At 67.4% G+C, this 23,620-nt stretch carries 19 protein-coding genes; 11 read left to right on the forward strand and 8 right to left on the reverse strand.

The annotated features are described in order from the left end of the window. A partial coding sequence (locus tag EIP75_RS18450; protein ID WP_233584940.1) for a cadherin-like domain-containing protein occupies nucleotides 1–1,615 on the forward strand: 1,615 nt, incomplete at its 5' end. A 20-nt stretch (nucleotides 1,616–1,635) separates the two neighbouring features. Here EIP75_RS18450 and EIP75_RS18455 read toward each other — a convergent pair. After that, nucleotides 1,636–2,799 (reverse strand): PA0069 family radical SAM protein, encoded by a 1,164-nt coding sequence (locus EIP75_RS18455; RefSeq protein ID WP_125244765.1) that lies wholly within the window; start codon nucleotides 2,797–2,799, stop codon nucleotides 1,636–1,638. A gap of 217 nt (nucleotides 2,800–3,016) precedes the next feature. Here EIP75_RS18455 and EIP75_RS18460 point away from each other — a divergent pair, with 217 nt between their 5' ends. Further along, nucleotides 3,017–4,951, forward strand: coding sequence for a metallophosphoesterase family protein (locus EIP75_RS18460; RefSeq protein WP_125244766.1), 1,935 nt, complete (start codon nucleotides 3,017–3,019; stop codon nucleotides 4,949–4,951). Between the two features lie 51 nt (nucleotides 4,952–5,002). On the opposite strand, the gene dnaE is transcribed toward EIP75_RS18460, so the two are convergent. The 3 genes from dnaE to EIP75_RS18475 are packed head-to-tail and all read right to left on the reverse strand — an operon-like array spanning nucleotide 5,003 to nucleotide 11,919. After that, nucleotides 5,003–8,545 (reverse strand): DNA polymerase III subunit alpha, encoded by a 3,543-nt coding sequence (dnaE, locus tag EIP75_RS18465; RefSeq protein ID WP_125244767.1) that lies wholly within the window; start codon nucleotides 8,543–8,545, stop codon nucleotides 5,003–5,005. Nucleotides 8,546–8,599: 54 nt separating this feature from the next. Continuing rightward, complete coding sequence (locus tag EIP75_RS18470) at nucleotides 8,600–9,955, reverse strand: DUF1501 domain-containing protein (protein ID WP_158622906.1); 1,356 nt, start codon at nucleotides 9,953–9,955, stop codon at nucleotides 8,600–8,602. 14 nt (nucleotides 9,956–9,969) lie between these two features. Further along, a complete protein-coding gene (locus tag EIP75_RS18475) occupies nucleotides 9,970–11,919 on the reverse strand; it encodes a DUF1800 domain-containing protein (RefSeq protein WP_125244769.1) in 1,950 nt (649 codons plus the stop codon). Nucleotides 11,920–12,102: 183 nt separating this feature from the next. On the opposite strand from EIP75_RS18475, the gene EIP75_RS18480 reads away from it, so the two are divergent. After that, a complete protein-coding gene (locus EIP75_RS18480; RefSeq protein ID WP_125244770.1) occupies nucleotides 12,103–12,867 on the forward strand; it encodes a sulfurtransferase in 765 nt (254 codons plus the stop codon). Nucleotides 12,868–12,890: 23 nt separating this feature from the next. Here EIP75_RS18480 and EIP75_RS18485 read toward each other — a convergent pair whose 3' ends face one another. Further along, the gene (locus EIP75_RS18485) at nucleotides 12,891–13,547 is read right to left on the reverse strand and encodes a TetR/AcrR family transcriptional regulator (RefSeq protein ID WP_158622907.1); all 657 of its coding nucleotides are present in this window, start codon (nucleotides 13,545–13,547) and stop codon (nucleotides 12,891–12,893) included. Nucleotides 13,548–13,650: 103 nt separating this feature from the next. On the opposite strand from EIP75_RS18485, the gene EIP75_RS18490 reads away from it, so the two are divergent. From EIP75_RS18490 to EIP75_RS18510, 5 genes are read left to right on the forward strand one after another with little or no spacing between them, the layout of a single operon-like run. Further along, nucleotides 13,651–15,162, forward strand: a complete 1,512-nt coding sequence (locus tag EIP75_RS18490; protein ID WP_125244772.1) for a flavin-containing monooxygenase — start codon at nucleotides 13,651–13,653, stop codon at nucleotides 15,160–15,162. 25 nt (nucleotides 15,163–15,187) lie between these two features. Next, nucleotides 15,188–16,114 (forward strand): alpha/beta hydrolase, encoded by a 927-nt coding sequence (locus tag EIP75_RS18495; protein WP_158622908.1) that lies wholly within the window; start codon nucleotides 15,188–15,190, stop codon nucleotides 16,112–16,114. Between the two features lie 23 nt (nucleotides 16,115–16,137). Then, nucleotides 16,138–17,013, forward strand: a complete 876-nt coding sequence (locus tag EIP75_RS18500; RefSeq protein ID WP_125244774.1) for an SDR family NAD(P)-dependent oxidoreductase — start codon at nucleotides 16,138–16,140, stop codon at nucleotides 17,011–17,013. A gap of 56 nt (nucleotides 17,014–17,069) precedes the next feature. Next, nucleotides 17,070–18,017: an alpha/beta fold hydrolase gene (locus EIP75_RS18505; RefSeq protein ID WP_125244775.1), complete on the forward strand. Its 948-nt coding sequence runs from the start codon at nucleotides 17,070–17,072 to the stop codon at nucleotides 18,015–18,017. Further along, nucleotides 18,014–18,796, forward strand: a complete 783-nt coding sequence (locus EIP75_RS18510) for a 4'-phosphopantetheinyl transferase family protein (protein ID WP_125244776.1) — start codon at nucleotides 18,014–18,016, stop codon at nucleotides 18,794–18,796. The genes EIP75_RS18505 and EIP75_RS18510 overlap by 4 nt, the downstream gene beginning before the upstream one ends. A 19-nt stretch (nucleotides 18,797–18,815) precedes the next feature. Here EIP75_RS18510 and EIP75_RS18515 read toward each other — a convergent pair whose 3' ends face one another. Next, a complete protein-coding gene (locus EIP75_RS18515; RefSeq protein WP_125244777.1) occupies nucleotides 18,816–19,430 on the reverse strand; it encodes an NADPH-dependent FMN reductase in 615 nt (204 codons plus the stop codon). A 101-nt stretch (nucleotides 19,431–19,531) separates the two neighbouring features. On the opposite strand from EIP75_RS18515, the gene EIP75_RS18520 reads away from it, so the two are divergent. Next, entirely contained in the window at nucleotides 19,532–20,386 is an 855-nt protein-coding gene (locus EIP75_RS18520) for a 23S rRNA (adenine(2030)-N(6))-methyltransferase RlmJ (protein WP_125244778.1), read from the forward strand. Here the strand turns inward: EIP75_RS18520 and EIP75_RS18525 are convergent. Beyond that, nucleotides 20,359–21,087 (reverse strand): pirin family protein, encoded by a 729-nt coding sequence (locus EIP75_RS18525; protein ID WP_125244779.1) that lies wholly within the window; start codon nucleotides 21,085–21,087, stop codon nucleotides 20,359–20,361. The genes EIP75_RS18520 and EIP75_RS18525 overlap by 28 nt on opposite strands. A gap of 125 nt (nucleotides 21,088–21,212) precedes the next feature. On the opposite strand from EIP75_RS18525, the gene EIP75_RS18530 reads away from it, so the two are divergent. After that, the gene (locus EIP75_RS18530; RefSeq protein ID WP_125244780.1) at nucleotides 21,213–22,151 is read left to right on the forward strand and encodes a LysR family transcriptional regulator; all 939 of its coding nucleotides are present in this window, start codon (nucleotides 21,213–21,215) and stop codon (nucleotides 22,149–22,151) included. 4 nt (nucleotides 22,152–22,155) lie between these two features. Beyond that, complete coding sequence (gene gluQRS, locus EIP75_RS18535) at nucleotides 22,156–23,073, forward strand: tRNA glutamyl-Q(34) synthetase GluQRS (RefSeq protein ID WP_125244781.1); 918 nt, start codon at nucleotides 22,156–22,158, stop codon at nucleotides 23,071–23,073. Nucleotides 23,074–23,137: 64 nt separating this feature from the next. Here the strand turns inward: gluQRS and EIP75_RS18540 are convergent, their stop codons facing one another. Further along, complete coding sequence (locus EIP75_RS18540) at nucleotides 23,138–23,563, reverse strand: cupin domain-containing protein (RefSeq protein ID WP_125244782.1); 426 nt, start codon at nucleotides 23,561–23,563, stop codon at nucleotides 23,138–23,140. Nucleotides 23,564–23,620 lie beyond the last annotated feature (57 nt).

The raw sequence follows: 23,620 nt of genomic DNA on the forward strand, positions 1-23,620 counted from the left end.
CACCTACCACTGGCTGCGCGACGGCGCAGACACCGGTGCGACGGGCAGCACCTACACGCTGACCCAGAACGATGTCGGCGCAGTGATCAGCGTGCGGGCCACCTACACCGATGGCCAGGGCACGGCAGAGGCCGTGGACAGCGCGGGCACGGCACCGGTGGCAGATGTCAACTTTCCGCCGGTGCTGGCGGTCAATGCCGGACTCACGGTGAACGAAGCAGGCCAGGCCATCCTGTCCACCGCCACCCTGCTGGCCACCGACCCGGACCATGGCGCGGCCCAGATCACCTACACCGTGAGCAACCCGCCCGTCCATGGGCGGCTGGAACTGGCTGGAGCCCCCGGTACCGCCATCAACAGCTTCACCCAGGCCCAGGTGGACGCAGGGCTGGTGCGCTATGTGCACGACGGCTCCGAGACCACCGCCGACAGCCTGGTGTTCACCGTCAGCGATGCGGCAGGTGCCGCCACCAGCGCCGCCACCTTGAACATCACCGTGACCCCGGTGAACGATGCCCCCACCCTGAGCGGCCCGGGCAGCTGGACCCTGCCTTTCGGCCAATCCCTGGCACTGCAAGGCAACGGCACCTGGCAGCTCGCCGATGTCGACGCGGGCAGCCAGATCCTCACGGCCACGCTGCAGTTGCAGTTCGGCACCTTGACCGGCAATGCAGGCAGCACCGCCGTGGGCATCACGGGCTCCGGCACCGGCACCGTGGTGCTGAGCGGCACCCTGGCCCAGCTCAATGCCTTCATGTCTGGCCAGCAGGGCGCCCGGCTCGTGTACGTCGGTGTGGGTCAGCAGTTGGGCGACCGCATGAGCGTGACGCTGAGCGATGGCCAGCCTGGCGGCAGTGCGACGCTGCAATCGAGCATCACACAGATCGTGTCGAACACCGACACCGGCCCCGAACTGCCGGACACGCCGGAGGCACCAGCCCCAGCGCCCAGCCCGGCGCCCGCTCCGCCCCCCGCACCTGCGCCGGTGCCGACCACCTCCGTTACCCCGCCGCCCGCCCCGGCAGAACCTTCGCCTGCGCCGGCACCCATCGTCGAGGCCGCCTCCCTGGTGATCCCACCAGCCTTCGACACAGGCCGCCCAGCCGACCATCTGAATTTCAGACCCACCGCCACGGCTTCGGCCAACGCCGATGCGCGCGACGGCGATGGCGGCTCGCTGGTCAGCCTGCTGGGCAACGCCGGAAACGTGAACGCATCGCTGATGACGGGCCTCGTGCCGATCAATGTCAGCGTCTCCCCCGGTGACGTGAGCCTGGGCAGGAGCGCAGCCACCCTTCCTTTGGGTGGTGTGGCAGACAACACCAAGCTGTTCAACATGGTGTCGGCCGAGACGATGCAGATGAGCGGCATGGCACTTTCGGTCGGTGCGGTGTGGTGGATCTCGCGCAGCGCCACCTTGCTGACCAGCCTGCTGATCAGCACCCCCGTGTGGCGCCAACTGGACCCGCTGCCGGTGTTCAACTCGGCAGACGATGATGAGGGTGGCGAGAAGGATGGGGACGGCGACAGCGCTCTGCCCGACCGCGATGCCATGCGCCGGGCCGAGGATCTGTTCGCGCCAGCCCGTCGCGCAGAGGCCTCCGAGATCAGCTGACGCCCGCGTCTGCCTCAGGCTCAGAACAGCTCAGCCTGCCCGTCCCCCGCACCCGCGGCACGCTGCCTTGGCTGCGCGGGAAAGGGCCTGAAAGCACTGCTGTCCAGCACCGGGCCCAGGCCCGTGATGCCCGCACGCTGCCGGGCGGCATTCACACGCTGGCGGATCAGGTCGGCCCAGACGCCTTGGCCCTTCATGCGCACGCCGAACTCGGCGCGGTAGTCGGCCCCGCCCCGCATGTCGCGGATGCGGGCCATGATGCGGTCGGCCCGTTCGGGCACATGGTGGCCCAGCCACTCCTGGAACAGCGGGTTCACCTCCCAGGGCAGGCGAACGATGGTGTAGTGCACGCTGCGCGCCCCGGCCTCGGCCGCTGCCGCCACGATGCGCTCGATCTCCGGCTCGTTGAGGAAGGGGATGATCGGCGCCACGTTCACGCCCACCGGCACGCCGGCCTCGCTCAGGCGCTTGACCGTCTGCAGCCGCCGGTGTGGCGCCGCAGCACGAGGCTCCAGCTTGCGGCTGAGCGATGAATCCAGTGAGGTGATGCTGATGAACACGGCCGCCTGCCGCCGCTGCGCCGCGAGCGCCAGCAAATCAAGATCGCGCTCGACACCACTGGACTTGGTGACGATGGTGAAAGGATGTTGGCATTCGGTCAGCACCTCCAGTACGCCCCGCGTGACGCGCAGTTCCCGCTCGATGGGCTGGTAGGCATCGGTGGCCGAGCCCACGTTGACGGGGCTGGGCTCATGCGAGGCACGCGACAGCTCCTTGCGCAGCAGCTCGGCGGCGTTGACCTTGGCCACCAGCTTGGTCTCGAAATCCAACCCGGGCGACAGGTTGAGGTAGCTGTGCGTGGGGCGGGCATAGCAGTAGATGCAGCCATGCTCACATCCCCGGTAGGGATTGATGGACCACATGAAAGGGATGTCGGGCGAATCGTTGCGCGACAGGATGCTGCGCGCCTGCTCATGGACCACGCTGGTGACAGGCACACCTTCGATGGCGAACTCGTCATCTCCAGCATGGTGGACGGGAGTGTTGTCGAGCTCTGATGCGCGCTGGGTGGATTCGAAGCGGTGGGCCAGGCGGGTCGCGGTGCCACGGCCTTTCAAGGGCACGGCACGGTGGCGATCGTCTGGCGTGGGCGAGAAAGGATCGTCCGGGGCAGGGTCGTCCATGGTCGGCTTCTCCTCATGTGATCGCGTGGTCCTCACGTCATTTTACTGTATATAAATACAGTATCTGAAAACAACAGGGTGCATCCATCAGGCCAGGCCTTGTCCGAAAACCTCGTTGCTGAGGGCTGCGCACAAGACCACACGACGTCACGTCAGTGTCATGCCCGCCGACAACACTGCGCGCTTGTTGTAACTGAACGGAAGTCGGAGAGCGAAGATGTCGAGAAGTACAAGGCGCTTTGGGGTCACATGCGGGCTGAGCCTGCTGGCGGCGGTGGCGATGACCGCCTGTGGCGGTGGCGGCGGAGGTGACAACCCCGCCCCTCTGGAGCCGCCCACGCAGGTGGCCACGCCCAAGACACTGAAGGTGGGCGTGCTGCCCGACACGCAGGGCGGCAACGAACTGGTGGCAGAGCACCCGATGCGCGCCTTGCTCGATCTCTATAAAGAGCAGGGCGTGAAGGTGGTGCTGGTGGTGGGCGACCTAGGCGAGAACGGCACCGCCGCCGAGCACCAGCAATGGCGGGCCGTGGCCGAGCCCTACCTGAAGGACATGACTTTCCTGCCGATCATGGGCAACCACGACAACAAGGGCAAGGACCAGGATTGGCACGACTGGATCGGCACGCTGATCCCGGTCGATGCCGAGCACATGGCCGGTGCGCGCAACAAGAACTACGCCGTGGTGCGGGGCAACGTGCTGCTGCTCAACATCTCCTACGGCTGGATGCCCTTCTCGTACGACTTCATCGAGCGAACCATCGCCAAGCACCGCGACAAGGTCGATCACGTTCTGCTGCAGACGCACAACTCCTTCGTCGGCAACAAGTACGGCTTGCTGCGCGAGCGCATCGTCGAAGGCTACACGTCCGAAGAAGGCGATGTCGCCTTCCAGGCCGTGTACGACAAGTACCGCCGCCTCTTCGCGGCCAACGATGTCATCTACATCTCGGGCCACGAGCACATGTACGCCCGCAGCGCGCTGCGCGATGACACCTATCGCCAGTTCACGCAGATCGTCTCGGGCAGTGCCTCGTACAAGGGTTATGAAAACCGTTACGGCGAGCATGAACAGGTGCAGAACACGCTGATGCTCAAGGCACGGGTCGAGTCCACCGGCACGCTGGACGTCAACGCCTCGATCTTCGACATCAGCGACGACCGGATCGACTTCAAGGCCTGGTACGCGGAGCACTCGGCGATGAACAACAGCAGCGGCGCGAAAGAACTGGCCACGCCCAACTGGCATTTGTTCGACCGCTTCACACGCAGCGCGACACGTTGCGAGAAGATCGTTTACCCATCGAGCATCCCGGCCGGCATCCAGTTCAACAACGCCTACGATTCGTCGTACCGCACCAGCGCCTGCGCCTCACCCAGTGGCGGCAGCGCGCGCATCCTCGATGGCGAGAACCGCACCTTCAACCGCCATGACACGCGCACGCGCACCATGGCGTTCGAGCCCGGCAAGACGGTGGCCACCAGCAACCGCGACATGCTGTCCATGATGTACCGCTTCATGTTCATCGAGAACGCCAGCTGGCGCCCGAACCTGAACAATAGCCAGCGTGCACGCCTTGTCAACGAGGGCACGTCGGATGAAGAAGTCGAGGTCCGCGCCACCACGATCGACCTGAAGAAGCAGGTGGTGCTGGCCTGGGAAGGCAAGACATCAGCCACCCTCTCCGACCGTCTGCACGTGAGCGGCATCGCGGCGCAGGGCGGCACCTACATCGATCCTTACGGCACCGTCAAGAACATCGAAACCGACACGGGGCTGCCGGGATCCCGCGGTGACAGCAGCGAAGCTGGCAAGGCACCGGTCGTGCTGCCCACCTGGGCATCGCGCAGCTGGACCTTGGACCCGGTGGCGCCGAATGACCCGTATGTGCTTGAGTTCAAGCTGCCGGCGGGCACCACCGCGGCCAGGGCCACCCTGGCGCGCTGGAATGCCGCCACCGGCACCTGGGAGCCTCTGGTCGCCAGCAACTGCCTGAGCCAGCAGGCCTACGTCGCCAGCCACCTCACCACCGCACCATCAGACCTGAGCGGCGCTTGTGTCGGCGATGTGGCTGTCGGCTTCGATGCCGCGCGCTCGGCCTTCTGGGCCCGCCTGCGCCAGGACGGTCAGTTCGCCATCGTGTCGCGCTGATCTAGTCTGATCGAAATGGACAAGGGCCGGCCGAACAGAAAGGCCGTGCCCTCATCCCTCGCCGTAAACGATCTCAGGCAATCCAGCAGGCATCAACTCCTTGATCCGGACCAGCGCCTGGTCACTCGGGAAGAACCGCGCCCCATCCCCCAGTTCCAGCTCGGCCCGCGCCGACACATCCGCCGCAACACGCTCCACCACCACCCGGATCGGCAAGCCCTGCACGGTCTCCGGCAGATCAGGCTGCGGCGCCGGCACCCGCCGCGCCGGGAACTCCCGCAGCACATCGGCCACCGGGCATTGCTGATCCTTCACCTTCACGCGCAGGAAGCGCGCAAACCGGCAACGCGCCGCCCCCAGGCTCCAGATCTGCTGCACGTTCAGCCGCAGCCCGCCCGAGAACCGGTCAGGCTGCACCTTGCCCTGGATCACCAGCAGCTCGTCGTCCTTGAGCAGATCGCGGTTGGCATCGAGCAGTTCCTCGTTGGCCACCGCCTCGATCACATCGCTCTTGTCGTCCAGCTTGAAGAGGGCCACGCGCCCGCGCACCCCGTTGATCACGCGCAGCTCGGTCACGATGCCCGCCGTCATCTGCGGATCGCGGGCATCCTGCAGATCACCCACGCGCTTGGCGAAGCGGCGCACTTCCTTCTCGGCCTCGTCGAACAGATGGCCCGACAGGTAGAAGCCGATGGCGGTCTTCTCCAGGCTGAGCTGCTCTTTCAGCGACCAGGGCTCGGCATGCACCAGCTCGGGCTCGTTGGTCGAGGCCGCATGGCTGTCGCCGAAGTCGAACAGGCCGCCTTGGTCGGCATTGGCCGCCAGGCTGTCGGCGTAGTCGAAGGCCAGCGGCACGCTGGCCAGCAGCCCTGCCCGGTGCGGCTCCAGTGCATCGAAGGCACCGCCCTTGATCAAGGCCTCGACCACGCGCTTGTTGACCGACTTGCGGTCCACCCGCGCACAGAACTCGAAGAAGCTCTTGAAGGGCCCATTGGCCGTGCGCTCGCGCACGATGGCCTCGATGGCGCCCTGCCCCGTGCCCTTGACCGCGCCCAGCGCGTAGCACACGGTCTTGTCGTCCACCGGCTCGAAGCGCCAGGCGCCCAGGTTCACATTGGGTGGCAGGAAGGTGATGCCGAAGTTCTGCGTGGCATCGTCGTGGAAGATCTTGAGCTTGTCCGTGTCGTCACTCGACACGCTCATGTTCCCCGCGAAGAACTCGGCCGTGTAGTGCACCTTCAGCCAGGCCGTGTGGTAGGCCAGCAGGGCATAGGCCGCGGCGTGCGACTTGTTGAAGCCGTAGCCCGCGAACTTCTCCATCAGGTCGAAGATCTCGTTGGCCAGGTCGGGCTTGATGTCGTTCTTGGCCGCGCCTTCGGCGAAGGTGGCTCGGTGGGCCACCATCTCCTCGAGCTTCTTCTTGCCCATGGCGCGGCGCAGCATGTCGGCACCGCCGAGCGAGTAGCCGCCCACGCGCTGGGCCACCTGCATCACCTGCTCCTGGTAGACCATGATGCCGTAGGTCTCCTCCAGCACCTCGGCCATCAGGGGGTGCAGATACTCCACCTCTTCCTTGCCGTGCTTGCGGGCGCAGAAGCTGGGGATCAGGTCCATCGGGCCAGGGCGGTACAGCGACACCAGCGCGATGATGTCCTCGAAGACGCTGGGCTTGGCATCTTTCAGCATGCCCTGCATGCCGCGGGATTCCAGCTGGAACACGGCCACCGTCTTGCCTTCGGACAGCAGCCGGTAGGTGGCTGCATCGTCGAGCTTGATCTTGGCGAAATCGAAGTCCTTCTGGTCCGGGTGCCGGGCCATGATGAACTCCTTGGCCGTCTCCAGGATGGTCAGCGTGGCCAGGCCCAGGAAGTCGAACTTCACCAGGCCGATGGCTTCGACATCGTCCTTGTCGTACTGGCTCACGGCGCTGTCGCTGCCGGGCTGCATGTACAGCGGGCAGAAGTCGGTGATCTTGCCCGGCGCGATCAGCACGCCCCCGGCGTGCATGCCGATGTTGCGCACCATGCCTTCGACGCGCTCGGCCAGGGCCAGCAGCGAGGCCACTTCTTCTTCGGCGGCTTCGCGCTGCTCCAGCTCGGGCGCCTCCTTGCGGGCATAGATCACGCCCGGGTCGGGGTTCTCGGGCACCTTGGCCAGCGTCACGGATTTGCCCGGCGGCGCAGGGATCAGCTTGGCAATGCTGTCCACATGACCATAGCCCATGCCCAGCACGCGGCCCACATCGCGCAGCGCGGCCTTGGCTGCCATGGTGCCGAAGGTGGCGATCTGGCTGACGGCGGAGCGGCCGTACTTGTCCTTCACGTAGTCGATGACGCGGTCGCGGTTGCCCTGGCAGAAGTCGATGTCGAAGTCGGGCATCGAGACCCGCTCGGGGTTCAGGAAACGCTCGAACAGCAGGTTGTATTCCAGCGGGTCCAGGTCGGTGATCTTCAGCGCATAGGCCACGAGCGAGCCGGCGCCCGAGCCCCGGCCCGGGCCCACCGGGCAGCCGTTGTTCTTGGCCCAGTTGATGAAGTCCGCCACGATCAGGAAGTAGCCGGGGAAGCCCATCTTCAGGATCGTGTTGATCTCGAATTCCAGGCGGCTCACGTACTCCGGCCGCCTGGCATCGCGCACGGCCCGGTCTGGGAAAAGGTGCGCCAGGCGCTCTTCCAGGCCCTCGAAGGACAGCTGGCGGAAGTAGTCCGCCATGGGCATGGGCTTGCCCGCGTCCGGTCCGTCCTGCAGGATGGGGGTGGGGAAATCAGGCAGCTGCGGCTTGCCCAGCACCAGCGTGAGCGCGCAGCGCCGGGCGATGGCCACCGTGTTGGCCACGGCCGAGGGGATGTCTGCGAACAGGGCCTCCATCTGCGCCTGGGTCTTGAAGTACTGCTCGCGGGTGAAGCGCTTGATGCGCCGCGGGTTGCCCAGCGTCTCGCCCTCGGCGATGCAGGTGCGGGCCTCGTGCGCTTCGAAGTCGTCGGGCGTGGAGAACTGGATCGGGTGCGTGGCCACCACGGGCAGGCCGATCTTCGCGGCCAGCGGCACGGCGGCGCGGATGTGCGCCTCGTTGGTCGGGTGACCGGCGCGTTGCAACTCGATGTAGAAGCGCCCCGGGAAGATGCCGGCCAGGCGCCGGGCCAGGGCCTCGGCACGGCCCGCATCGCCGTTCATCAGGGCCTGGCCCACGCAGCCCATCTCGGCGCCCGCGAGCGCGATCAGGCCTTCGGAGCGCTGCGCCAGCGATTCCCAGAACACCGAAGCGTGGGTGCGTTGGCCGGGCGCCGTCCAGGCTTCTCCCAGCAATTCGGACAGGTGCAGGTAGCCCTTGCGGTTCTGGATCAGCAACAACAGGCGCGACACGGGGCGGCCCGGCTCGTCGGCCTCCAGCCAGACATCGGCGCCGATGAGCGGCTGAACGCCTTTTTTGCGCGCCGATGAGTACAGTTTGATCGCGCCAAACAGGTTGCTCAGGTCAGTGACAGCCACGGCCGGCTGGCCATCCTTGGCGGCGGCCTTGACCAGGTCGTCGATGCGGACGGTGCCATCGACGACGGAGAATTCGGTGTGGGAGCGCAGGTGAACGAAAGCCATCCCGGGATTATCCCGCGAGCGCCCGGGCGGGCGCTGTCCGCGGCGACCTGGCGCTCAGGCTTTCATCAGGCCGAGCCCGGCGTCGAACTGCGCCCGGCGCGGGAAGATCTCGTCCAACGCGCTGTCGCCCGCGCCGAACCACCGCCCCAGGTCCGCACCGAACTGGTCCAGCGCCATGGTCGGGACCCAGTTGCCGCCGCCGATGTCGTCTGCCCCGCCGATCACATGGCTGGGGAAGCGGCCCAGCACCTGCCCGCCGTTCACGGCCCCGCCGACCACCAGGTGGTGGCTTCCCCAGCCGTGGTCCGAGCCCTGGCCGTTGGAGACCAAGGTGCGGCCGAAATCCGAGGCCGTGAACAGCGTGACCTGGTCCTGCAGGCCCATGCCCTGCAGCGCCGCGTGGAAACCGGCCACCGCCGCGTCGATCTCGGCGAACTTGTCGCGCTGCGTGGTGAGCTGGTCGGCACCGTGCGTGTCGAAACCGCCGATGGAGCAGAAGAAGCACTGGCGCTGCAGGCCCATCGTGTCCCGCGCCTGGATCAGCTTGGCGACCATGGCCAGTTGTTGGCCCAGCTCGGTGTTGGCCGGGATGCTGGCCGGCGCCGAGGCGCCTCCCAGCGCCTGCGTCAGCACGCGCTGGTTGTCCATCGAACGGCCCAGTGATTGCAGCCAGGCCGCCTCGAAGGGGTCACTGCGCGTCTGGCGCACCAGGCTGTCGAGCGCATAGGACAGGGCATCCTGCGAATCGGGCGTGTAGCCCTCGAAGCCGAAGGCGCCCGACACCGGCACCCGGTAGGGCTGCAGCGTGCCATCACCGGCGCCCCACAGCGCTCCACCCGACAACGACACGCAGGCATAGCCCCGGTGCGCCGCGCCGCCATCGACCAGGCGTTCGAGCAGGCGCCCGCCCCAGCCGCCTTTCAGGGAGGCGCTGAAGCTGTCCGTCTGCCAGGCGGCCTGCTGGTCGGCGTGCGAAAACAGGTTGGCCGGCAAGGCCACCAGGCCACGCTGGTAATCCACCTTGGTGGTGGGCACCACCAGCGGGCCCACATTGGCCAGCACCGCGGCCTGGCCGCCGTCGAACAGGCCTTGCAGGCGGGTGAACGAGGGGTGCAGCGCGAAACGCCGCCCCGCCGTGTTGGTGGGGGCCACGGGCAGTACACGCTCACGCGCCAGCCCCAGCACGCCGCGCGCCTGGCTGTAGAGGGCGTATTCATCGGGTTCATAGGGCAGCAGCAGGTTGTTGCCGTCGTTGCCACCATGCAGGAACACGCAGACCAGGGCCTTGTAGCCGCTGGCGCCGCTGGACGCATCGGCCAGCGCGTTCAGCTGCAGCCAAGGGTTGAAGGCAGCGCCGGCCACGCCAGCGGCCGCGGCCGATTTCAGGAAGAGACGTCGAGAGGGGTTCATGGGCACACCGGGTTTCATTTCTGGATCACGAAGTCGGGCGAGACCGCCGCGAAGATCAAGGCCTTGCGGATGCGCACATTCACACCCCAGTCGTTGCGGGGGCCAGGCGCGATCAGGCCGATCAAGGTGGTGCGGGTCGCCTCGCTCATCTGCGCGTTGAACAGCAGCACGTTCAGCCGGTCCACACAGGCTTCGGGGCTGGCCAGGGCCAGGGTCTCCCAGCTCTTGATGTCGAGGTTGATGCGGCCGCCCCCATCGCCGGTGCCTTCGTCCCAGCCATGGCCACTCCAGTTGACCAGGTGGGTGAAGGTGTTGAACAGCCCCACCACGGTGGCCTCGGTGGTGGCCTGGAACTCGGGCGCCACCAAGCCTGCCTGGGCCAGCACGCCGCCATGCCGGTAGTTGGGCGAGAAGAAGTTGAACACCGAGGGGGCCAGCAGCGGGCTCTGGCCCAGCAGGTCGCCGCCCTGGTCCGTGCGGTTCAGGTCGGTGCGGCCACAGGGGCTGGCGGTGCTGGCGCCCAGCGCGCGCAGCAGGTTGGTGAAGCGGATCACCGGCTCGCGCTGCTTGCCGAAACGCTCGCGCGTGGCGGCGTCGTCGCCCCGCGCCTCCGGGTCGAGCAGGATGGCCTGCAACACGGCGCGCAGGTCACCCCGCAGGCCCTGGCCGTTGTCGTTGAACACGGCCGTGATGCGCGCAATGTAAGCCGGGCTCGGGTTGCTGGTCACCAGGCGCTGGATGAGCTGGCGGCCGATGAAGGGCCCCACGTTGGGATGGGCCGCGATGGCATCGAGCGCATCGTCCAGGTCCTTCTCGGTCGACTGGCCGCCGGACAGCACGGCGCCATCGAGCAGTGGCTTGGGGCCGGGCTCGTGCATGGCCGCGAAGGGCAGCATCGGCGTGGTCCAGTTGGCCTCCAGGTCGATGCGGGCCCCATCGAAAAGCGAGGAGCTGGCGTTGCCCTGCCCGCCGAAGCTCCAACCCGTGAAGGCGCGCGCGAAACCCTTGACCACGCTCTCGTCGTAAGTAGGCAGCGGCTGGCCATCGGCGCCCAGACGCGTGCTGCCATCGGCGTTGAGCTTCACCAGGCCGATCGAGAACAGCTGCAGCACCTCGCGGGCGTAGTTCTCGTTGGGGTGCGTGCCGGCGTCCGGATCGGCCTTGCGGCTGCGCAGCATGTTCAGGTAGTAGCCCATGGCCGGGTGCAGCGTCACGGCGCCCAGCAGCGCGCGGAAGGTGCCGAAGGCCTGGCGGTTGAGCGTGTCCATGTAGGACGACAGCGCATACGCCGGCAGCGAGCCTGCCGCGTTCGAGATCACCATGATCTGCGACAGCGCGAAGGCCACGCGGGCACGCAGTTGGCCGTCTTCGAACAGCCATTGGCGCCACACGGCCTCATAGCTCATGAAGTCGAAGGCGCGGTTCCAGTAATCACGTTTGCGCTGCAGATCCAGGTAGGAGGTGTGCAGTGCGTAAGGCATCGCGAACTGCCGCCACAGCCAGTGCTCGGCACCTTCGGACATCAGGTCATCGACCTCGGCCGGCGTGCGGATGCCGAAGCTGGCCTGGGTGAGCAGGCGTGCCGCATCTCGCCGGCTCATGGGCGCGCGCTCAGGCTCCGTGGGGCGCGACGTCAGTTCGCCAAGCGCTATGCGCAACCCAGCAGACAGGGCCACAGAGGCCGGGATGACGGATGCGCCAGACGCTTGGGCCTGGGCTTGCGCCGTGCCAGCGGCAGAGCCTTCGGCCACGCTGTCGCCGCCTCCCCCACCACCGCCGCACGCGGCCAGCGCCAAGGGTGAAACCAGCGCAGCCAGCTTGGCAGCAGGAGCTGGGAGATCTGAAGCGAGTGTCTTGCTTGCGAGAGGATGGGGGGGCTGGGGGAGGTGCGTGCCGGTGTCGGCCACGCGTGTCGTTGGCGTGCCGTCCAGGCGGGAAGCCTTGACGGTCTGTTCGCTGATCATGGTTACCACCTTCAATTGCCCGAGGAGTCGGGTTCACTGCTGGCGGCTTGGGTGTGTGTGAAGGCTCTGCTTGTCGCGGGCTCGTGTCGGCCCGTCGTTGTGATGGCATCTTAGGAAGGGGTTTCTTGCGCGGGCGCAAGCAAAGGTAAGAACCAGCAGGCGCCTGTTTTCTACAATGGCGCCATGCGTGACGTACTCAACATTTCCGCCTACCGTTTCGTGACATTGCAGGATGCGCAAGATCTGCGCGAGCGCCTGCATGCCCATGCGCAGGCATTGAATCTCAAAGGCACCGTGCTGCTGGCGGAAGAAGGCATCAACCTGTTCCTGGCCGGCCCGGCAGACGCGGTGCGCGAATGGGTGCGCGAGCTGCGCCAGGATCCACGCTTCGCGCCGATCGAGCCCAAGGAGAGCTGGTCCGAAGAGGTGCCCTTCAAGAAGCTGCTGGTCAAGGTCAAGGGCGAGATCATCCGCATGAACCACCCGGCCATCCGCCCCGATGCACTGGGCGACGAAGGCCGTGCGCCGGCCGTGTCACCCGACACGCTCAAGCGCTGGCTCACCCAGGGGCATGACGACGAAGGCCGCCCCGTGGTCACGCTGGACACGCGCAACGCCTTCGAGGTGGACTACGGCACCTTCGACAACGCCATCGACTGGCGCATCGACAAGTTCAGCGAGTTCCCTGAGCAGGTGCTGGCCCACCGGGACGAGTTCAAGGGCAAGACCGTGGTGAGCTTCTGCACCGGGGGCATCCGCTGCGAGAAGGCGGCGCTGGTGATGAGCGAGGCCGGCATCGACCACGTCTACCAGCTCGACGGTGGCATCCTCAAGTACCTGGAGCTCACCGACGGCACGCACTGGCACGGCGAGTGTTTCGTGTTCGATGGCCGGGAGTCGGTGGACAACGGACTGGAGCCCGGCCAGGGGCCAAGCCGCCGCGCTTGATGCGCGCGCGGCCAGGGCCGGACTCAAGACGCCTGCACCAGCGAGATCATGCCCATGTAGGGCAGCATGTTGGTGCGCACCACCTTGTCGATCGGGGTGGTGAAGTCCTCCTGCATCCAGCGCGACGCCAGCAGGATGTTCAGGCCGATCATGCCCTCGGCCAGCAGGTCGATGTCGATCTCCTGCAGCATGTGCTCGGGCACCAACGTGACCAGGTGGGCACGCAGCAGGCCTGAGTAATCACGCGCGGTCTCGCCGCTGATGCGGGCCATCTCGCCGTCCACGCCCAGTGAATCGACCAGCATGATGCGGCCACGGCGCGGGTCGTCGCGGATGAACTCCAGGAAAGTGCGAAGCCCCGGGTCCAGCAACTCCAGCGGCGTGGGATTGGCCTGGCGCAACGCCAGCAGCGTCTTGTCCATCAACTGCTCGCGCAGGTGGCTGTACACGGCAATGAACAGCTCGGACAGGCTCTTGAAGGATTCGTAGAAGTAGCGCTCGGTCAGGTGCGCGGCCAGGCACACCTCGCGCACCGTGGTGCCGTGGAAGCCCTTGGTGCCGAACACCTCGATGCCGCCCTCGACCAGCTTGTCGCGGCGCTGTCGCTGGCGTTCTTCCGGCAGCACACCGCCATAGCGGCGCCGGTTCGGGGGGGAGGCGGCGGAATTCGTGCTGTCCATAGGGATGTCTATATTGACATGAACCATTGTCAAAGATATTCTGACATGAATTCTTGTCACAAATCAAATTGCATCCAGCCGTCACCACAGGAGCGCCAGTGCCATGAAACCCCAGGAATTCAGCCAGCCCCGCACCGGCCAGCCCGGCGGCTCGGGCATTGAACGTGCGCGCGTGATCGTCGTGGGCACGGGCTTTTCAGGCCTGTGCATGGGCGTCAAGCTGCGCGAGATGGGCGAGGACGACTTCCTGATGCTGGAACGCGCCAATGACGTGGGCGGCACCTGGCGCGACAACACCTACCCCGGCTGCGCCTGCGACGTACCCTCGCACCTGTACAGCTTCTCGTTCGAGGCCAACCCCGAGTGGTCGCGCATGTACGCGCCCCAGCCCGAGATCTACGCCTACCTGCGCAACTGCGCGAAAAAATACGACCTGCTGCGCCATGTGCGTTTCAACACCAACCTGGTCGGCGCCCGTTATGACGAAGCCCGCGCCAAGTGGGTGGTTCAGTCCGAAGACGGCCGCACCTTTGAATGCGATGTGCTGGTGTCCGGCATGGGTGGCCTGAGCAACCCCATGGTGCCCAACATCCCCGGCCTGGAGCGCTTCGAAGGCAGCACCTTCCACTCCGCCAACTGGAACCATGGCTACGACTTCACCGGCAAGCGCGTGGCCGTGATCGGCAGCGGCGCCAGCGCCATCCAGTTCGTGCCGCAGATCGCTCCGCTGGTCGACCAGCTCGACTACTACCAGCGCACGCCCGCCTGGGTCGTGCCCAAGGACGACCGGCCGCTGAGCGACAAGGAGAAAGCCGATTTCAAGGCCAACCCCTGGCGCCAGCGCATGCAGCGCACCAAGCAGTACTGGATGATGGAGGCGCGCTTCCTGGCCTTCAAGTTCAAGCCCGAGTGGATGAAGCTGGTGGCCAAGGTGGCCAAGCACAAGATCGCCCGCGCCATCACCGACCCGGCCGTGCGCGCCAAGATCACGCCCGACTACACACCCGGCTGCAAGCGCCTGCTGATCTCCAACGACTACTACCCCGCCCTGGGCCGCACCAATGTCGACGTGATCACCGAAGGCATCCAGGCCGTCACGCCGCGCGGTGTGATCACGCAGGATGGCGTGGAGCGCCCGGCCGATGCCATCGTGTTCGGCACCGGCTTCAAGGTGCAGGATCCGATCCCGCCGCGCACGGTGTTCGGCCGTGGCGGGCAGGATCTGTCCGTGGTGTGGAAGGACGGGCCCGAGGCCTACAAGGGCATCGCGGTGGCCGGCTTCCCGAATTTCTTCATCCTGATGGGCCCCAACACCGGCCTGGGCCACAATTCGATGGTGTTCATGATCGAGTCGCAGGTGCACTACGTGATCGAAGCGCTCAAGACCATGAAGGAACACCGCCTCAAGGCCCTGGACGTCAAGCCCCAGGCCCAGCAGCAGTTCATCGACAAGATCCAGGAAGATTTGAAGTCCACCGTTTGGAGTTCCGGCTGCAAGAGCTGGTACCTCAACGACAAGGGCCGCAATGTCTCGCTGTGGCCCAGTTTCACCTTCTCCTACCGTCTTCGCACGCGGTCTTTCGACCTCGCCAAATACAACGCGGAGCGTGCATGAACGCCCGCACCGCCAAGGCCCAACCATGAGCATCCAGTCCACTCTCACCAACCTCGTGCTGCGCTGGCAGTTCAAGAACGGCAGCAAGGGCCCGCTGAACGTCGGCGCCGCCCGCCACAAGGTGGACAAGCTGGCCCAGCGCTACCCGGCGCCGCCCAAGGACATCACGCACACGCCCCTGCCCGCCAACCCGGCCAAGGGCCTGTGCCCGGCCGAATGGCTGAGCGTGGCCAAGCCGCAGCGCACGGTGCTGTACTTCCATGGCGGCGGCTACTTCTTCTGCAGCCTCACCACGCACCGCCCCACCTGCGCGTACCTGGCCCGCACGGCCCAGGCCCGCGTGCTGTCGGTCGACTACCGCATGGCGCCCGAGAACCCCTTCCCCGCCGCCGTGGACGATGCCGTGGCCTGGTGGAAGGAGCTGCTGGCACAGGGCACCAACCCCGCTGACGTGGTGTTCGCAGGCGATTCGGCCGGCGGCGGCCTGGCCCTGGCCTGCCTGCTGGCCTCGCGCGACCAGGGCCTGCCACTGCCGGCCGGCGCCCTGCTGTTCTCGCCCTGGGCCGACCTGACCTGCAGCGGCGAAACCATGAAGTCCAAGGCCAAGGACGACGTGATGTTCAACCCGCACCTGCTGCCCGAGGCTGCCGCCTTGTACCTCAAGGGCCATTCGGCGCAGGATCCGCTGGTCTCGCCCGTGTTCGGCAACCTCGCCGGCCTGCCAGAGCTGTTCATCTTCGCCAGCGAGCACGAGATCCTGCTGTCGGATTCCACCCGTCTGCACGACAAGGCCCGCCAGCAGGGCGTCAAGAGCACGCTGACCCTGCACCCGCGCCTGCCGCACGTGTGGCCCACCATGCTGATGCTGCCGGAAGCCCGCCGTGACCTGAAGGTCTCGGGCGACTTCATCGCCCGCGTCACGTCCCGCGCCCCGCAGGCCCGCGCCGCCTGAGCACCCAACCGCACCAAACCACCATGAAGAACTTCAAGAACCAAGTGGCCGCCATCACCGGCGCCGCCTCCGGCATGGGCCGCACCCTGGCCGTTGAACTGGCCAGGCGTGGCTGCCACCTGGCGCTCAGCGACGTCAACGAGCTGGAACTGGCCAAGACCGCCGAGCTGGCTGGCCGCCATGGCGTGCGCGTCACCCTCACCCGCCTGGACGTGTCCGACCGCGCCGCCGTCTTCGCCTGGGCCGACCAGGTCGTGCAGGACCACGGCAAGGTCAACCTGATCTTCAACAACGCCGGCGTGGCCCTCAGCGTGAACGCCGAGCACGTCAAGCAGTCCGATTTCGAGTGGATCATGGGCATCAACTTCTGGGGCGTGGTCTACGGCACCCAGGCCTTCCTGCCCCACCTCAAGGCCTCGGGCGACGGCCACATCATCAACACCTCCAGCCTGTTCGGGCTGATGGCCGTGCCCACGCAAGGCACCTACAACGCCAGCAAGTTCGCAGTGCGCGGCTACACCGAAGCCCTGCGCATGGAGCTGGAGCTGGAAGGCGCGCCCGTCAGCGCCACCTGCGTGCACCCGGGCGGCATCGCCACCAACATCGCGATGGCCGGCAAGATCGACCCATCGCTTGAAAAACTCACCGGCGTCAACGCCGAAACGCAAAAGCGCCGCGCCAACAAGCTGATCAACGTGACCACGGCCGAATCCGCGGCGCTGCAGATCCTCACCGCCGTCGAGAAGAACGCCCGCCGTGTGCTGGTGGGCCCCGATGCCCGCATGCTCGACAAGATGGTGCGCCTGCTGGGCTCGTGGTACCAGCCACTGGTGATGCGCCAGCTCAAGCGCATGAACGCCAAGTCGCGCCAGCGCGACAACTCCACCGCCCGCGCCTGAAGGGGTAGGAGAGAATCCGGCGGATCCTCTCCTACTTTCTCGAGACCTGTCTACACATGAAATGGCTCAAGCGCCTGTGGTGGAGCGCCGTGCTGATGGTGGTCGGCCTGGCGCTGGCCGTGTGGGCCACCTGGGAGCCAGACCGCCAGCTCGGTGACCTGGTGGCCCGCTGGGCCCCGCCGCCGTCCATGTTCGTCGAACTCGACGGCATGCAGGTGCATGTGCGCGACACCGGCCCGCGTGACGACCCACTGCCCATCGTGCTGCTGCACGGCATGGCCTCCAGCCTGCACACCTGGGAGGGCTGGCGCCTGGCCTTGGAGAAAGACCGCCGAGTCATCTCCGTCGACCTGCCGGGCTTCGGCCTGACCGGCCCCAGCCCCCAGGGCGAATACCACATCGAGGGCTACACCCGCTTCGTGCTGCGCCTGCTGGACAACCTGGGTGTCAAGCGCGTGGTGCTGGTGGGCAACGCCCTGGGCGGCGAGATCGCCTGGCAGACCGCGCTGCTGGCCCCTGACCGGGTGCGCAAGCTGGTGTTGATCGATTCTGACGGCTACCAGCTGTCGCCCATGTCGCAGCCCATCGCGTTCCAGATCGCGGGCGCCCGCAGCATGCGCTGGGTGGCCGAGCGCATCCTGCCGCGCAGCGTGATCGAATCCAGCGTGCGCAATGTGTTCGGGCACCCGGAGAAGGTCACGCAGGACCGAGTCGACCGCTACTTCGAACTCAGCCTGCGCGTGGGCAACCGCCGTGCGCTGTTCCAGCGCATGGACCAGAGCGAATCCGGCGCCAAGGAACACCAGATCCGCCTGATCAAACAGCCCACGCTGGTGCTCTGGGGTGAGCGCGACGGCATGGTGCCGGTGGCCTTCGCTGATCGCTTCTGCGGCGACATCGCCGTGTGCCGCAAGGTGGTGTTCCCGGACCTGGGCCACATCCCGCAGGAAGAGGCGCCCGCACAGACGCTGGCGCCATTGATGCACTTTTTGTCCACGCCATGACGCCCCACGAGGCGCAGCTGTGGTGCTTCTTCTATGAAGACGCCTGGGCGGCTGATGCCTCGATCGCCGCAGCCTATGACGCCCTGATCACGCCCGACGAACGCCAGCGCGTGCAATCCTTCCGCTTCGAGAAGCACCAGCGGCAATGCCTGGCCGCACGGGCACTGCTGCGCACCGTGCTGTCGCTCCACGCCCCGGTGGCCCCTGCCGACTGGCGCTTCGACACGGGCCGCAACGGCAAGCCCTTCATCGCCTCGCCCGCCGCTCACCAGGCGCTGCATTTCAACCTGGCCCACACGCAAGGCCTGGTGGTCTGCGCCGTCAGCTGGACGCATGCGCGCCTGGGGGTGGATGTGGAGACCTTCGACCGCGGCGCCAGCGCCGCCGAGATCGCCGACAGCCATTTCAGCGCCGATGAGAACGCGCTGCTCAAGCGCGTGCCCCCGGAGCACCACCACCATGCCTTCATGCGGCTGTGGACGCTGAAGGAATCCTTCATCAAGGCCACGGGCGAAGGCCTGAGCACCCCGCTGAACCAGTTCGGCTTCGAGATCGACACGGCCCCCGTGGAAGGGCCGGGCGCCGTGCCCGTGCGGTTTCACGCGCCCCTGCAGGAGCGGGCCACGCAGTGGCGCTTTGTGCAATGGGCGCTGCGCGGGCGGTTCGCCGTGGCGCTGGGGGCCGACACCGGCGGAGCACCTCTGCACTGCCGCGTGTTCGACACCGTGCCCCTGCGAGGTCACTCAGAGCGACCCGACCAGGCCTTCACCACCGCCTGAGCGGCGTTGCGCGCGCAGCTCAGCCGGCGGCGCGCGCGTCCCGCAGCCAGGCCGCCTGGCGCATCACCGACACCACCAGCTTGCCCAGCACGGCATCCAGCTCGGGCTTGAGCAAGGCGCCTTCGGCATCGAAGGCCTTGTCGGCCGCCGGCAGCCCCAGCTGCTCAGGCACCACCACCATCGCGAAGTTGGTGCTCAGGAAAGTGCGCACGATGGGCAGTGCGCGCAGGCCCCCGAGGGCACCGGGCGACGCGGCCATCAGCCCTGCCGGCTTGCCCGCCGTGGCGCCCGTGCCGCCCGGCAGCCCATCGGCCGCCGGCATGACGGACAGCCAGTCGAAGGCATTGACGAACATCGGCGTGGGCAAGGCGTTGTACTCGGGGCTGGACAGCAGCAGGCCATCGTGGGCGGCGAACAGTTCGCGCAACTTCAGGGCTCCCGGCGGGTGGCCCTGCGCGGCGTGATGGTCGGCATCGAACACCGGCAGGTCCAGGCTGCGCAAGTTCACGTGGGTGACCTGGGCGCCCAGCGCCTCGGCCTTGCGGGCGGCCAGGGCCAGCAGCTGCTGGTTGTGGGAGCCATCGCGGGCGCTGCCAGAAATGGCCAGCAGCTTGACGGGAACTTGGGAAGACATCTGGGTACCTCTTGGTGAAATCAGCGAATCATTGAACAGGGATTGTCCTGCCTGAGCCTGCAAAAAGGCCGTCGGGCCCAATTCGCGGTTACCCTTGCGGCATGTTCAGTTATCGACACGGATTCCACGCCGGCAACCATGCCGACGTGCTCAAGCACACGGTGCTGGTGCAGCTCCTGGAGCACCTCACCCAGAAAGACCGGGCCTTCTGGGTGTTCGACACCCATGCGGGCGGGGGCCTGTACGACCTGGCCGCCGCCTATGCCGCCAAGAGCGGCGAGGCGGAGGGCGGCATCCACAAGGTGTGGGCGGCCCGCAAGGACCCGGCCCTGCCGCAAGGCCTGCAGGACCTGCTCGAGCAGATCGAGGTCTGCAACACCGGCGACGTGCTGCGCTGGTACCCGGGATCGCCGCAACTGGCGGCGCAGATGCTGCGCCCCGGCGACCACCTGCGCCTGTACGAGCTGCACCCCACCGAAAGCCGCGCCCTGAAGGCGCACTTCGCCGACGTGAAGCGCGGCGTCAGCATCGAGGTGGCCGACGGCTTCAACGGCCTCAAGGGCAGCCTGCCCCCCCCGCCCAAGCGCGGGCTGGTGCACATCGACCCGCCTTATGAGCTCAAGGAAGACTACCGCCGCGTCACGGCCAGCCTGAAGGAGGCGCTGGCGCGTTTCCCAACCGGCGTGTACGCGGTGTGGTATCCCATCGTGGCCCGCCGCGAAGCCGATCTGCTGCCCGACCAGCTCAAGCGCCTGGCGCCGGGCAAGTGGCTGCACGCCAGCCTGCGCGTGAAGGCCAACACCCGCGATGGCCTGGGCCTCAACGGCAGCGGCATGTTCATCGTCAACCCGCCGTGGACGCTTTACCAGACCCTGGCCGACGCCCTGCCCTGGATGGTCGAGAACATCGGTGTGGACGACCACGCTGGCTACGTGCTGGAAACCGACGTGCCCTGATCCGGGCCCAGGTCGAACACCAGCACCTCGGCGCCCTGCCCTTCCGACAGGCTCAGCAGGGGCTCGCTTTCCAGCATCAGCGCATCGCCCTGGTCCAGCACCTGGCCGTTGGCCGTGATGCGGCCACGCGCCACCTGCACATAGGCCTTGCGCTGCGGCGCCAGCGCCAGCCGCGCGGTCTCGTCGCCCTCGAACAGGCCGGCGTACAGGCGGGCATCGGCGCGCATCGACACCGAGCCTTGTGCGCCATCGGGCGACGCCACCAGGCGCAGGCGGCCGCGCTTGTCTTCAGCGCCGAAGTGCTTCTGCTCATAGCCCGGCGCAATGCCCAGCTCGCTCGGCAGGATCCAGATCTGCAGGAGGTGCAGCTCGTCGTACAGGCTGGGGTTGATCTCGCTGTGCTGGATGCCGGTGCCCGCGCTCATGCGCTGCACGTCGCCGGGGTGGATGGTGGTGCCGTGGCCCAGGCTGTCCTTGTGCGCCAGTTGCCCTTCCAGCACGTAGGTCAGGATCTCCATGTCGCGGTGGCCGTGCATGCCGAAGCCCCGGCCGGGCGCGAAGCGGTCCTCGTTGATCACCCGCAGCGGGCCGAAGCCCATGTGCTGGGGATCGCGGTATTCGGCGAACGAGAAGCTGTGCTGGGCAAACAGCCAGCCGTGGTCGGCCTGGCCCCGGTCGTCGCTGCGTCGCAAGGTCTTCATCGCGGCTCCTCATCGTCTTGATTCAATCCTGATGCGGTCACTGTAGAAGCCAGCGCCTGCCCGGCCATCGCACGGCGCTGATGGCATCATTCGATTTATTTGAACCCGCAGAAGGACAAGGGCCCATGAGCGATCGACGCCACGTGCTGACCCCCGAGGCCCTGGAGATGATGGACACCATCGAGCGCACCGGCAGCTTCGCCGCGGCCGCGCGCGAACTGGGCAAGGTGCCCTCGGCCCTCACCTACAGCGTGCGCCAGTTGGAGGATGCGCTGGACGTGCTGCTGTTCGACCGCCGCTCGCGCCAGGCCCAGTTCACGGCCGCCGGCCAGGAGCTGCTCAACGAAGGGCGCCGCCTGCTGGCCCAGATCGATGCCGTCGCCAACCGCGTGCAGCGCGTGGCCTCTGGCTGGGAGACGCAGCTCACCATCGCGGTGGACGGCATCGTCAGCCACGGCCCGCTGCTCGACCTGGTCCAGGCCTTCCACGAGACCTCGCCGCCCACCCGCCTGAAGATCCGCGACGAGGTGCTCACCGGCACCTGGGAAGCCCTGGCCGCCGGCCATGCCGACCTGGCCCTGGGCATCAGCGCCGGCCGCCCGGGCATCAGCGACATCCACATGGACACGCTGGGCGATGTCGAGTTCGTGTTCGTGGTCGCGCCCTTCCACCCGCTGGCCGCGCAGACCGAGCCGCTCAGCGCGGCCGAGCTCACCGCGCACCGCATCATCGCCGTGGCCGACACCACGCGCCGCACCGAGAGCGCCACCGTCGGCATCCTGCCCGGCCAGGACGTGCTGACGCTGTCCACCATGGGCGACAAGCTCGAAGCCCTGCGGCGCGGCCTGGGCTGCGGCTTCCTGCCGGAATACATGGTGCGCAACGACGTGGAGGCCGGCCGCCTGCTGCGCAAGGAAGTGGCGCAACCGCCGCGCATCACCCGCGCCCACTACGCATGGCGTCAGGTAGGGCCCCAGCCCGGCAAGGCCCTGGCCTGGTGGCTGGCGCAGCTGAGCAGCCCTACCACGCGCGAGGCCCTGCTGAGCGTGCCCTGCCTGGGTTGAGCGCATGGCACCCTGCATCGGCCGCTTCGCCCCATCGCCCACCGGCCCGCTGCATGCCGGCTCGCTGGTGGCCGCGCTGGCCAGTTGGCTGGATGCGCGCGCCCAGGGCGGCCAGTGGCTGGTGCGCATTGAGGATGTGGACCTGCCCCGCTGCCAGCCCGGCGCCGACCAGACCATCCTGGCGCAGCTGGCCGACTGTGGCCTGCACCCCGATGGCGAGGTGCTCTACCAAAGTCGGCGCGGGACCACTTACCAGCGTGCGCTGGATCAGTTGGTGGCCGCAGGCCACGCCTACCCCTGCGCCTGCACCCGCGCCGAGATCGCCGCCGAGCACGCGCGCCTGGGCCTGATCAAACCCCGCCATGGCGAGCTGGTCTATCCCGGCACCTGCCGCCCCACCGCTCCCGGCCAGGACGGGCTGCACGGCCGCCCCGCCCGTGCCTGGCGTGTGGCGGTGCCTCAGGGCCCGCAGGCGAATTGGCACTGGCACGACCGCCGCCTGGGTGAGCAGCAGCAGGCGCTGGACACCGAGGTCGGCGATTTCGTCGTTCGGCGCGCCGATGGCTTGTGGGCCTACCAACTGGCCGTGGTGGTGGACGATGCCGACCAGGGCATCACCGACATCGTGCGAGGCGAAGACCTCGCCGACAACACGCCGCGCCAGCAGTGGCTGCAGCAACTGCTGGGGGCGCCCACGCCACGCTATCTGCACACGCCCCTGGTGCTGGACGCCCGGGGTGAAAAGCTGTCCAAGCAGCACGGCGCACCGGCACTGGACACCGGTTCAGCGGCGCACGTGCTGCAGGCCTTGCGAGACGCCGGTGCAGCGCTCGGCCTGCCCGCGCTGCCTGGACCCACCGCGAAAGACTGGCTGGCCCAGGCGGTGAACGCCTGGCCTTGGAGAAGCCTGAACACGGGCTGACAAAGCCCCTTCATCCGTTCAGCCTCGTTCAGGTGATCGGGCCTTGCCCTGGCCCGATGGCAGCTCAGCGCTCGACCACCACGAAGTGCTTGCGCACCGGTTCCAGCACCTCGAACGCCCCCTCGAAACCGGCCGGGATCACCGCCCCCTGCCCGGCCACCACCTCGGTCACGCCGCCCTCGGCATCGTGCAGGCGCAGGCGCCCTTGCAGCACGAAGAAATACTCGTGCTTACTGGGAGAAAAGGCGATTCGCCAGCGCCCGACCTCGCACGTCCAGAGGCCGGCGGACACCCCATCGGGGCCTGATTCGTACAGCATCCAGGTCTCGCGCCTGGGGCACCCCACCTCGCGCCGATCCTCGCGCGGATGGTCGATGGCCGGTGGCGTGTCGGGCGCGTCGAATCTCACGATGCGCGACGCCTCGCGCACCGCAGGTGCCTGTGTCAGCGGATCGCCGCCCTGCGGCGTTGTCTTCGATAGGGAACTCATTGCACACCCGTCCACACCAAACCGACATGAGCCCAGCCCAGGCCCACCCCGGCGCAA

The sequence above is a fragment of the Aquabacterium soli genome (genome assembly GCF_003933735.1).
Classification (GTDB): domain Bacteria; phylum Pseudomonadota; class Gammaproteobacteria; order Burkholderiales; family Burkholderiaceae_C; genus Aquabacterium; species Aquabacterium soli.

Excerpts from the sequence above, each read along its gene's own strand:
- dnaE (WP_125244767.1), bottom strand. The coding sequence starts at position 8,545 with ATGGCTTTCGTTCACCTGCGCTCCCACACCGAATTCTCCGTCGTCGAT.
- EIP75_RS18485 (WP_158622907.1), bottom strand. The coding sequence starts at position 13,547 with ATGGACAGCACGAATTCCGCCGCCTCCCCCCCGAACCGGCGCCGCTAT.
- EIP75_RS18520 (WP_125244778.1), top strand. The coding sequence starts at position 19,532 with ATGTTCAGTTATCGACACGGATTCCACGCCGGCAACCATGCCGACGTG.
- EIP75_RS18495 (WP_158622908.1), top strand. The coding sequence starts at position 15,188 with ATGAGCATCCAGTCCACTCTCACCAACCTCGTGCTGCGCTGGCAGTTC.
- EIP75_RS18470 (WP_158622906.1), bottom strand. The coding sequence starts at position 9,955 with ATGAACCCCTCTCGACGTCTCTTCCTGAAATCGGCCGCGGCCGCTGGC.
- EIP75_RS18510 (WP_125244776.1), top strand. The coding sequence starts at position 18,014 with ATGACGCCCCACGAGGCGCAGCTGTGGTGCTTCTTCTATGAAGACGCC.
- EIP75_RS18515 (WP_125244777.1), bottom strand. The coding sequence starts at position 19,430 with ATGTCTTCCCAAGTTCCCGTCAAGCTGCTGGCCATTTCTGGCAGCGCC.
- EIP75_RS18480 (WP_125244770.1), top strand. The coding sequence starts at position 12,103 with ATGCGTGACGTACTCAACATTTCCGCCTACCGTTTCGTGACATTGCAG.
- EIP75_RS18500 (WP_125244774.1), top strand. The coding sequence starts at position 16,138 with ATGAAGAACTTCAAGAACCAAGTGGCCGCCATCACCGGCGCCGCCTCC.
- EIP75_RS18455 (WP_125244765.1), bottom strand. The coding sequence starts at position 2,799 with ATGGACGACCCTGCCCCGGACGATCCTTTCTCGCCCACGCCAGACGAT.
- EIP75_RS18475 (WP_125244769.1), bottom strand. The coding sequence starts at position 11,919 with ATGATCAGCGAACAGACCGTCAAGGCTTCCCGCCTGGACGGCACGCCA.
- EIP75_RS18540 (WP_125244782.1), bottom strand. The coding sequence starts at position 23,563 with ATGAGTTCCCTATCGAAGACAACGCCGCAGGGCGGCGATCCGCTGACA.
- EIP75_RS18490 (WP_125244772.1), top strand. The coding sequence starts at position 13,651 with ATGAAACCCCAGGAATTCAGCCAGCCCCGCACCGGCCAGCCCGGCGGC.
- EIP75_RS18525 (WP_125244779.1), bottom strand. The coding sequence starts at position 21,087 with ATGAAGACCTTGCGACGCAGCGACGACCGGGGCCAGGCCGACCACGGC.
- EIP75_RS18505 (WP_125244775.1), top strand. The coding sequence starts at position 17,070 with ATGAAATGGCTCAAGCGCCTGTGGTGGAGCGCCGTGCTGATGGTGGTC.
- gluQRS (WP_125244781.1), top strand. The coding sequence starts at position 22,156 with ATGGCACCCTGCATCGGCCGCTTCGCCCCATCGCCCACCGGCCCGCTG.
- EIP75_RS18460 (WP_125244766.1), top strand. The coding sequence starts at position 3,017 with ATGTCGAGAAGTACAAGGCGCTTTGGGGTCACATGCGGGCTGAGCCTG.
- EIP75_RS18530 (WP_125244780.1), top strand. The coding sequence starts at position 21,213 with ATGAGCGATCGACGCCACGTGCTGACCCCCGAGGCCCTGGAGATGATG.